The 10,623-nt window shown below is 64.2% G+C and carries 7 protein-coding genes; 6 read left to right on the top strand and 1 reads right to left on the bottom strand.

Annotated features, from left to right (window positions below):
• The 3 genes from ABZE94_RS16690 to ABZE94_RS16680 form a co-directional block, all read left to right on the top strand.
• Positions 1-190: hypothetical protein (locus ABZE94_RS16690; RefSeq protein WP_372876625.1), on the top strand; the 190-nt coding region annotated here is incomplete at its 5' end.
• A gap of 413 nt (positions 191-603) precedes the next feature.
• Entirely contained in the window at positions 604-876 is a 273-nt protein-coding gene (locus ABZE94_RS16685; RefSeq protein ID WP_372876623.1) for a hypothetical protein, read from the top strand.
• Positions 877-1,334: 458 nt separating this feature from the next.
• On the top strand, positions 1,335-3,848 hold the full coding sequence (locus ABZE94_RS16680) for an EAL domain-containing protein (protein ID WP_372876621.1): 2,514 nt from the start codon (positions 1,335-1,337) through the stop codon (positions 3,846-3,848).
• A 265-nt stretch (positions 3,849-4,113) separates the two neighbouring features.
• Here the strand turns inward: ABZE94_RS16680 and plsB are convergent, their stop codons facing one another.
• A complete protein-coding gene (gene plsB, locus ABZE94_RS16675) occupies positions 4,114-6,597 on the bottom strand; it encodes a glycerol-3-phosphate 1-O-acyltransferase PlsB (RefSeq protein WP_372876619.1) in 2,484 nt (827 codons plus the stop codon).
• Between the two features lie 342 nt (positions 6,598-6,939).
• On the opposite strand from plsB, the gene ABZE94_RS16670 reads away from it, so the two are divergent.
• From ABZE94_RS16670 to ABZE94_RS16660, 3 genes are read left to right on the top strand one after another with little or no spacing between them, the layout of a single operon-like run.
• Entirely contained in the window at positions 6,940-7,863 is a 924-nt protein-coding gene (locus tag ABZE94_RS16670; RefSeq protein WP_372876617.1) for an ABC transporter ATP-binding protein, read from the top strand.
• On the top strand, positions 7,860-8,594 hold the full coding sequence (locus ABZE94_RS16665) for an ABC transporter permease subunit (protein ID WP_372876615.1): 735 nt from the start codon (positions 7,860-7,862) through the stop codon (positions 8,592-8,594). The genes ABZE94_RS16670 and ABZE94_RS16665 overlap by 4 nt, the downstream gene beginning before the upstream one ends.
• 8 nt (positions 8,595-8,602) lie before the next feature.
• Positions 8,603-10,438 carry a GldG family protein gene (locus ABZE94_RS16660; protein ID WP_372876613.1) on the top strand — a complete coding sequence of 612 codons (1,836 nt, stop codon included), beginning with the start codon at positions 8,603-8,605 and terminating at the stop codon, positions 10,436-10,438.
• Positions 10,439-10,623 lie beyond the last annotated feature (185 nt).

Below are 10,623 nucleotides of genomic sequence, written 5' to 3'. Positions count from 1 at the left end.
GATTATTGTAGGAGCGGCTTTAGCCGCGAATTCTTCGCGGCACAGCCAAAGCTTCGCGGCTGAAGCGGAACGCCGCCCGGCCGCTCCTACAGGTACCCACAAGCCGACAGACACGATTGCCCCCGGTTTGCTGCGCGACAGCGCGGCGTCTGGACGACGGGCGATCTCTTATCAAACAACCAATATCTAATTGATTTTATTGATTATTGTAGGAGCGGCTTTAGCCGCGAATTCTTCGCGGCACAGCCAAAGCTTCGCGGCTGAAGCGGAACGCCGCCCGGCCGCTCCTACAGGTACCCACAAGCCGACAGACACGATTGTCCCCAGTTTGCTGCGTGACAGCGCTCCGTCGAAGACGGGGCGGCCCCTTCTACGGTTCTGCGCTGCTCTTGTGTGCGTCCGTTGGTCGGCTCGAGTGGCGGCGCACGCCGCAAGCCTGGGTGGCTGACGCGTTGCGTATCCACTTTTATAAGCCGACGTGGCACTATCCATCTCGATTTGCGGTGGATTGACAGGATTCACCGTCCTCGCAGGACGTTGTCGCGAAATCTTCTGTAAAGTCCTGCTCAACAATGACAGCCATTCATGCATTAGGGCTCTAGCTTGACCGAAAAAAACCTCTCAGAAGGCGAGATGCGCCGCGCCCTCGGCCTCGACCCGGCTCCGCCGAAACAACCCCAGTCACAGCCCAAGCCACCCTCCAGCTACACGCTCGTCGAACTGAGCGTGCGCAAGAACGGTGGCCCGCCTTTCCGCTTCGAGCACCGTTCCCGCTCGATCAGCACGCTCGCTGCCCAGCTCGAGGCCGAAAAAGCCGCGCGCGCCAAGGGTTACGAAGTGTGGGTGCTGCTGGATATCCGCCAGGTTTCCGAATAGCGGCTGGTCGCTGTCCTGGCAAATCAGCCGCGTTGCTTCGCGGTCGATCGGTTTGCGCAGGGCATGGGCTCGGGGAGCCGTTCGGAATGTAGCGACGGCGCCAAGCTTTGGCGGTGGCGCGACCATCATTGCTGGATAAAGACCAACAATCTGTCGAAAACCGCCATCGACTGCCCATGGCCGGTCGGAACGGCTGCAGCGGTCATTATCCAGCGGATGTGACGTTGGTTCACGATTTGCTCGAAGCCTTTGGCGACACTGCGCCACAGAGGCATGAGTGCGCTGGTGTTAACGGGGTGGTGGGGTGATAGCATAATGCCTTCATTTTGCGTGCTTCCTGCCTTGCACCTGCTTGGCGCCGCATCACCAACCGATCGAGGATTTTCATGTCGCCAGCAGCACAGTCGTCCCGTCAACCGGCCATCGGCGTGTCTAACTCGAGGGCCACACGCGGGGCGTTGCTGCTTATCTCAGCCTTGCTGTTGGTGCTGTTCGTCGTGGCCAGTGCGGCGTTGGTGCAGATTGCCTTGCAGCAGAACACTCGGGCGATCGAACAGAGCCTGTTCTATGTGGAAAAGGCTACCCAGGTCCGGCAGAAGTCGATTCTGGCGACCATCGCCGACTACGCCTTTTGGGGCGAGGCCTACCAACATCTGCATGCCACGGTCGATCTCGAGTGGGCTTATACGCGGCAGAACCTGGGCCCCAGCCTGTTCGAGGATTTCGTCTTCGAGGGCGTGTTTGTCGTCGCCGCCGATGGCTCCACCGCCTATGCGGTGGTCGACGGCCAGCGCGTGACAGCCTCGGTACAGCAATGGTTCGGCCAGGATATAACGGCACTGCTCGCGCAGGCGCGCGAGCAGGCCGAGGATGAAGAACCGCTCGTGAGCTTTGTGCAAATAGCCGGTCAGCCGGCGCTGGTCGCTGCTGCGGGCTTTACCCCCGGAGGCGATCCACAGATTGCCGAAGTGCCGGGGCCGACATCGGTCTTGCTCTTCGTCGATCTGCTCGGGCCGGACAAGCTGCAGGCGCTGGGAGAGGACTTCGGTATCGACCTGCTGCACGTGGCCAGCGCCGTCGATGCGCCTGGCGCATCCTCGTTGCACCTGGCCGCCCTCAACGGCAAGCCGCTGCTGTTGCGCTGGCAGCCGACCCGGCCTGGCGATCAGTTGCTGTACCTGATTTTGCCGCTGCTGGCCTTGGCCGGAAGCATAGTGGCGCTGGTCACCTGGTTGACCCTGCGCCGGGCCATGGCCTCCGCGCGTGAGATGGATGCCAGTTATGCCTCCCTGTATGCCAGCCAGCGGGCCCTGGCAGCCAGTGAGGCGCGCTTTCGCGATGTGGCCGAAGCCGCCTCGGACTGGATCTGGGAGGTGGATGCCGAACTGCGTCTGACCTACCTTTCCGCCCGCTTCCAGGCGGTGACCGGGCATGCCGACAGCGACTGGCTGGGGCGTCCGATCGATGAGTTCATCGAGTGTCCCGGTGGTCTGTCCACTTGGCTGAGCAAGCGCAAGAGCAGGGCAGCCAATGGTACCCGGCAGTGTCATTACCGCGCTCGGGATGGTCGTCTGCGCACCTGTCGACTCTCCATGCGAACCGTTGCGGATGCGCAGGCCAGCGGCGGTTACCGCGGTACTGTCAGCGACATCAGCGAAGAGGTCGAGGCCCAGGCGCGCATCGAACACCTGTCGCTGCATGATGCGCTGACCGGTTTGCCGAACCGCAACCGCATGCAGGAGTTCCTCGAGGGCAAGCTCAAGGCGGCGCCCAGCGTGGACAAGCCGCTGGTCATGCTGAGCCTCGACCTCGACCGGTTCAAGCAGGTCAACGATTGTTTCGGCCACGAGGTCGGTGACCAGGTGCTCTACGAGGTTTCCCGGCGTCTGCGCCTGTGCCTGCGCGAGGGCGATCTGGTCGCCCGCATGGGCGGGGACGAATTCATCCTGATCGTCAGCGGCATATCCGATCAGGAGGAGGTGGAGCACCTGTGCGAGCGTTTGATCGCCAGCATCGAGCAGCCATTCGAGATCGACAACCACAGTATTTTCATCGGCACCAGCATTGGCATAGCCATGGCGCCCGCCGATGCCGCCGTGGCGGAAGAGTTGCTCCGCTACGCGGATATCGCCCTGTACGAGTCCAAGGGGGCCGGGCGCAATACCTGGCGCTTTTATGCCAGCGATATGAACGAGCGGGTCGTCGAACAGCGCCAACTGGAGCGCGATATGCGCCAGGCCTTGCAAAACGACGAGCTGCGCCTGCTCCTGCAACCCCGTTACAGCGTCAACAGTAAGCGCATGGTTGCGGCCGAGGCGCTGGTGCGCTGGCAGCACCCGCAACGCGGGCTGCTGAGCCCGGATACCTTTATTCCCATCGCCGAGACCACCGGCTTGATCGTGCCCCTGAGCTCCTGGGTGTTGCAGGCCGCCTGCACGGAAGCCATGAGCTGGAGCGAGGAGCTGATCGTTTCGGTGAATCTCTCGCCGGTGGAGTTCCAGCGTGGGCACTTGGTTGCGCGGGTCCAGAGTGTCCTCGACGCAACCGGTCTGCCGCCGTCGAGATTGGAATTGGAAGTCACCGAGAGTGTCCTGCTCGAGGATGCCGAGGGCGCGCTGGTGATCATGCAGGCGCTCAAGGACTTGGGCGTCAGGCTGACCATGGATGACTTCGGCACCGGCTATTCTTCCCTTGGCTATCTGCGCACATTCCCTTTCGATGGGCTGAAGATCGATCGCAGTTTCGTCTCCGATCTGGGCGGTGGCGAGAGCAGCGAGGCAATCATCCAGGCGATCATCGGCCTCGGGCGGGCGCTTTCCCTGACCGTGACGGCCGAGGGCGTGGAGTCGCAAGCGCAGCTCGATATTCTGCAGCGCTACGAGTGCGAGGAAGCCCAGGGCTACTTCCTCGATCGGCCGATGCAGCCGGCCCTGCTACGCAGTGCGCTGGCGCGTCAGGAGCAGGGGGCATGAGCCGGGCAGTCACGCAGCAAACTGGAGGCAATCGCGTTTGCTGGCCCGCAGGCACCTGTAGGAGCGACTGGGCGGCGTTCCGTTCGTAGGGCGGCCGGGGCGCCGTCCGTTCGGAGCGCAGCGACAACCCGCCAGCTTTTGTGCCGCGCCGATAAACCGATGGTGCACTGCCTGCGGCGAGTGACACCCTACAGATTGTGGATTAGCCCAGATCGGGCAGTCCGGGCGACGTGCGGGAGGCGGGCCTTCTCGTGAGGCGCCCCGGCTAAACCGGTTCCGCCACATCCTCGCTGCTGTCCATGGCCACCTGGCGGATCGACAGGCGGATCTCCGCCGTCAGCACCCGTTTGGCGGCGCCTTCGGCGAGTTCGCCGAGCAGCGGGTGGTGGCTGAGTTTGCCGGCCGCATCGCGGCGCAGCACGCCCTGGCCCTGCAGGGTCTGGATGAAGTGGCGGAACAGGCTCTTGTCAAAGAACTCCGGGGCGTTGAGGCCGTGGAGGATCGACAGGCGCTGGGCCATCACGGTGCACAGGTCTTCCAGTTCCTCGGCGCTGATCGCGTGCTGGCCGGCGTTGAGCAGCAGGGCGGTGGCCATGTAGAAGCGCTGCAGGGTCTGGGCGATGGTGCGCGAGAGCAGGGTCAGCAGGACGAACTGCCGCGAGCTGGGCAGGGGGCGCACGTAGACCTCGGCCTCGAAGCTGAGCAGGCCCTGTTCGACGAAGACGGCCAGCCATTGGTCGACCACCGCATCCAGCTGCTCCAGGTCCCAGCGCAGGAACAGCTCGGCCTGCAGGTAGGGGTAGAGCGCGCGGGTGTAGCGCAGGATCTGTTCGCGGCTCATCCGCGCGCTGCTCTGGAAGAAGCTGGTCAGCAGCGCGGGCAGGGCGAAGATGTGCAGCACATTGTTGCGGTAGTAGGTCATCAGCACCGCGTTGTGCTCGTCCAGATAGAGGATCTTGCCCAGCGCATCGCGCTGTTCGGCCAGCAGGTCCATGCCCTGTACGTATTCGATCAGCGCCTGGCCGTCGCCTTCCGGCAGGCTGGTGTGCGGCGAGTAGGGCACGCGGCGCAGCAGCGCCAGGTAGAGGTCGAGCAGCCGGGCCAGGGCGTGCTCGTCGAGGGCCAGTTTGTTGGTGGAGAGCAGCGCCAGGGCCACCAGGTTGACCGGGTTGATCGCCGCCGCTTCGTTGAGATGCTGTGCGACCTGCTGACCGAGCCTGTGGCTGGCCTGGTTCAGCCAATCCGGCCGGAACTGGCCGCCGTAGTCCTGGCGGCGCCAGTCCGGCTGCTCCCGGTCGAGGAATTCGGCCAGCTTGATCGGCTCGCCGAAGTTGACCCAGACCTGGCCGAAGCGCTGCTTGAGCGCGCCTATGACCCTGAACAGGTCGAAGATCGACTCCTTCTTCTTGCCCGCCCCGCGCAGTTCGCCGAGGTAGGTGCGGCCCTCCAGCACCCGTTCGTAGCCGATATACACCGGCACGAACACCACCGGCAGGCGGTGGCTGCGCAGGAAGCTGCGCAGGGTGATGGCGAGCATGCCGGTCTTCGGCTGGAGCATGCGCCCAGTGCGCGAGCGCCCGCCCTCGACGAAGTACTCGACCGGGAAGCCCTTGCTGAACAGGGTATGCAGGTATTCGTTGAACACCGCACTGTACAGCGGGTTGCCCTTGAAGGTGCGGCGCATGAAGAAGGCGCCGCCGCGGCGCAGCAGGCCGCCGATGATCGGCATGTTGAGGTTGATCCCGGCGGCGATATGCGGTGGGGTCAGGCCGTTGCGAAACAGCAGGTAGGACAGCAGCAGGTAGTCGATATGGCTGCGGTGACAGGGCACGTAGATCACCTCGTGGCCCTGGGCGACCTCCTGCACGCCCTCGATGTGGTTGACCTTGATGCCGTCGTAGATCTTGTTCCAGAACCAGCTGAGCAGCAGTTCGAGAAAGCGGATCGCCGTGTAGGTGTAGTCCGAGGCGATCTCGTTGCCGTAGCGCAGGGCCAAGGCCTCGGCTTTGTGCAGGGTGATGTGTTCGCGCTCGGCGTGCTCGATGATCGCCTGGCGTACCTGCGGGCCGTGCACCAGGCCCTTGACCAGATGGCGCCGGTGCGACACGTCGGGGCCGATGACCGCGGCCTTCTGCTGGCGAAAGTGCACCCGCAGGATGCGCTGAACCATGCGCAGGGTGCGCTCGTGGCCCTTGTCCTGCGCGACCAGTTCACGCAGCTGGATCGGGGTGGAAAACTGCACGCGGGTCTTGCGCCCCAGGATCAGGATGCTGGCCAGTCGGCGCAGGCGCCCGGTGACCGCCCAGCTGTCGGCGAACAGCAACTTCCAGGCGCTGGTCTCGCGGTCCGGCGATTGGCCCCAGAACACGCTGACCGGGACGATCTGCGCATCGTCCACGGTGTGCTGAGCGAGGGCGCTGACCAGGCGTTGCAGGGTCGGCGAAATGCCGCGCTTGTCCTGGCGGCCGAGCCAGTCCGGCTCCGGGGTCAGGTAGAAGAACGCCGCCGGCTCCAGCAGCTCGCCTACCGCCACCGGCAACACCGGGCGCGGCAGGCCGGCCTTGCGACACTCCGCATCGACCACCGCCAGATCGCTCAAGGATGGCAGTTGCAGCACATAGAACACCGGCTTGCTGCGGTCGAGCTTGAGGCTGAAGGCCGACTGGTTGATGGTTTCCGAACGCACCCAGAGGTACAGCAGGCGGCGCAGGGTAGCGAACAGGAGGCGGCGAAGCGGGGAGCGGGTCATACGGAGTCTGCTGGCTGTGCAAACGAGCGATTGCTCGGGGCGGCTAGTGTGCCGGATCACTGGCGAGCCGGCAAAAGCTTGTCATGCGCCGCTTGGGCGAAGCGCCAACACGGCGTCAGCAGGCCCAGCGCCATGATGGGTTACGCCGCGCCTGAAAGGTTGTCCTGCCAGGCAGCGCCTGGGCGGCTAACCCTTCCTAGGGTCTACGCCGAGGGCTATGACTCCCGGGTTCTTGGCTTGCACTGGTGGCGCCGGACTCCTTATAGTCCTGCCGGCATTGAAAGCCCGTTTCGCCGCTCTACGGGCCGCGAGCAGGATCTGTTACCGCACGGGTGAGGGACCATGATCGAGATAAGCAAGCTAACCAAGCGTTTCGCACAGCACACTGTGGTGGACGACCTGTCCTTTCGCGTCGAGCGCGGGGAAGTGTTGGGGTTCCTCGGCCCGAACGGTGCCGGCAAGTCCACCACCATGAAGATGCTCACCGGCTTTCTTGCGCCGACGTCCGGCACGGCGAGCGTGCTCGGCTTCGATATCCAGAAAAGCCGGCTCAAGGCCCAGCGGCAGATCGGCTACCTGCCGGAAGGCGCGCCCTGTTACGGCGACATGACGGTGCGCAGTTTCCTCGAGTTCATCGCCGAGGTGCGTGGCTTCAAGGGGGCAGAGAAGCGTCAGCGGGTGGCCAAGGCGGTGGCTCAGGTCGAACTGGAACATGTTCTCGAGCAGTCGATCGAGACCCTGTCCAAGGGCTTCAAGCGCCGGGTCGGCCTGGCCCAGGCCATCGTGCATGATCCCCGGGTGCTGATCCTCGACGAGCCCACCGATGGCCTCGACCCGAACCAGAAGCACCAGGTGCGCAAACTGATCCAGAGCCTGTCCTACGACAAGATCGTGATCATCTCCACCCATATTCTCGAGGAGGTCAGCGCGGTCTGCACCCGTGCGGTGGTGATCGCCCACGGCAAGCTGCTCGCCGATGGCACGCCGCTGGAGCTGGAGAGCCGCTCGCGCTATCACCAGGCCGTCACCCTGGTGGCCGAAGAGCCGCTGGATATGGTGGCGCTGGCGGCCTTGCCGGGCGTCATCGGGGTGGAAGAGAACGAGCGCGAGCACAGCCTGAGCGTGCTGGCCGAGCCGGGTCAGGTGATCTTTCCGCAGGTCAATGCGCTGATCGCCCAGCGCGGCTGGCGGGTCAAGGAATTGAATGTCGAACGCGGTCGGCTGGACGAAGTGTTCCGCCGCCTGACCCGTGGGGAGATGGTATGAGGCAGTTGCCGGTATTGTTCAAACGCGAGCTGGCGAGCTACTTCACCACGCCGCTGGCCTATGTGTTCATCGTGATCTTCCTGGTCCTGTCCGGGGTGTTCACCTTCTATCTGGGTAATTTCTTCGAGAGCGGCCAGGCCAATCTGGCGCCGTTCTTCGCCTTCCATCCCTGGTTGTACCTGTTCCTGGTGCCGGCGATTGCCATGCGCCTGTGGGCCGAGGAACGCAAGTCCGGCACCATCGAGCTGCTGATGACCCTGCCGATCACCCGCTTCGAGGCGGTCACCGGCAAGTTCCTCGCCGCCTGGGCCTTCGCCGGCCTGGCGTTGCTGTTGACCTTTCCGATGATCATCACCGTCAACTACCTGGGCGAGCCGGACAACGGCGCGATCGTTACCGGCTACATCGGTAGCTGGCTGCTGGCCGGGGCCTACCTGGCCATCGGCTCGTGCATGTCGGCGCTGGCGAAGAACCAGGTGATCGCCTTCATCCTCGCGGTCAGCGTGTGCTTCCTGTTCATCGTCAGCGGCTTCCCCATGGTGCTCGACGGCTTCAGCGGCTGGGCGCCGCAATGGTCGATCGACGCGGTGGCGTCGCTGAGCTTCCTGACCCGTTTCGATGCCATCAGCAAGGGCGTGATCGACCTGCGCGATTTGCTCTATTTCCTCACCCTGATCGCCGCCTGGCTGGCTGCGACTGCGGTGGTCATCGACCTTAAGAAAGCCGACTGAGGGTGCCCATGAAAAAGCTGATGGTTTCCGGCGCCGGGCTCGTCCTCATCGCCCTGGCGTTTCTCGCCTTCAACCTGTTCGCCAGTCTGAGCCTGACCAATGCCCGCCTGGACCTGACCGAGCAGAAGCTCTACACCATCTCCCCCGGTACCCGGCAGATTCTTGCCGAGCTGGACGAGCCGGTGGAGCTGTACTTCTTCTACTCCGACACGGCCGCCAAGAACCTGCCGGCGTTGCGCACCTATGCCAAGCGCGTCGAGGAAATGCTCGAGGCCTACCAGCGCGAGGCGGACGGCAAGCTCAAGCTGAAGGTCATCGACCCGGCGCCGTTCTCCGAGGACGAGGACCAGGCGGCCGAGTTCGGCCTGCAGGGCGTTCCCCTGCAGCAGGGCGGCGATTCGCTGTACTTCGGCCTGGCCGGCAAGAATGCCGAGGGGACCACCCAGGTGATTCCGTTCTTCGCCCTGGATCAGGAGGAGTTCCTCGAATACGAACTCAGCCGTCTGCTGCTGAGCCTGGCCAAGCCCGAGCGGCCGGTGGTCGGCGTGCTGTCCGGGTTGCAGATCAATGGCGGCTTCGACATGGCGTCACGTCAGCCGACGCCGCCGTGGATGGTGATGGAGGAAATCCGCCAGCTGTTCCAGATCGAGAGCCTGAAGGCCGACGTCGACCTGATCCCCGAGCATGTCTCGGTGCTGCTGCTGGTGCACCCCAAGCAGTTACCGGAGCAGACCCTCTACGCCATCGACCAGTTCGTCCTGGGCGGCGGCAAGCTGCTGGCATTCGTCGATCCGTTCAGCGAGGCCGATACCCAGGCCGGGATGCCCGGCGCGATGGACATCGACAAGTCCTCCGACCTCGAACCGCTGTTCAAGGCCTGGGGCCTGCGCATGGTGCCGGACCAGGTGCTCGGCGATGGCTCCTACGCCATGTCCGTGAGCATGGGCCAGGATCGGCGGCCGGTGCGGCATGCCGCCTGGCTGAGCCTGCCGAAGAAGGCGCTGGACCAGGACGACATCAGCACCGCCGCGCTGGAGAACCTGACCGTGGCCGCCGCCGGCATGCTCGAGCCGCTGGAAGGCGCCAAGACCCGTTTCATCTCGCTGATCCAGAGCTCGCAGTACGCCATGCCCTTCGACGTGAAGCGCTTCGCCATGCTGCAGAACCCGGAGGAGCTGATCCGCGAGCTGGAGCCGACCGGCGAGCGCTACACCCTGGCAGCGCGCATCAGTGGTCCGGCGCAGTCGGCCTACCCGGATGGCATCGAAGGGCGCAAGGACGGGTTGCAGCAGGCGGACAACATCAACCTCATCGTCGTCGCCGACACCGACATGCTCACCGATCGCATGTGGGTACAGGTGCAGGACTTCTTCGGCCAGCGCATTCCGCAGCCGTGGGCGGACAACGCCGGCTTCGCGATCAACGCCCTGGACAACCTGGCCGGCTCCGAGGCGCTGATCAGCGTGCGTTCGCGCGGACGCTTCACCCGTCCGTTCGAGGCGGTCGAGTCGATCCAGCGCGAGGCCGAAGCGCGCTTCCGCGAGAAGGAGCAGGCCCTGCAGGCGCGCCTGGCGGAAACCGAGCAGAAGCTCGCCGCCTTGCAGCGCAGCGACGACCCGAGCAAGGCGCTGGAACTGTCCCCGGAGCAGCAGGCCACGGTGCAGCAGTTCCTTCAGGAGAAGCTGAAAATCCGCAAGGAACTGCGCGAGGTGCGCTACCAGTTGAACGCCGATATCGAGGCGCTGGGACGCACCCTGAAATTCGTCAATATCGCCCTGGTGCCGCTGTTGCTGACCCTCGGCGTGCTGGCGTTGTGGCTATGGCGGCGGCGCAAGCACGGTTGATCGGCCGAGCACCTTGCTGGTCGGATACAGGCGCACTCGGCAGGCTCTCATCAAACAAAATATAACTCATTGTTTTTGCTCTTAAAAATCTAAGCTGCATGAACCAGCTCCATCCCGAGTTGGCGGGCCTTGCGTAGCAGGGCTCGCAGCTGTCGCTCTTTGCTTTTGGCTTCGTAAGCTTCCAT

The sequence above is a fragment of the Pseudomonas sp. genome, from assembly GCF_041601375.1.
In the GTDB taxonomy this organism is placed as follows: Bacteria; Pseudomonadota; Gammaproteobacteria; order Pseudomonadales; family Pseudomonadaceae; genus Aquipseudomonas.
This window is presented reverse-complemented; position numbering and strand designations above follow the sequence as displayed.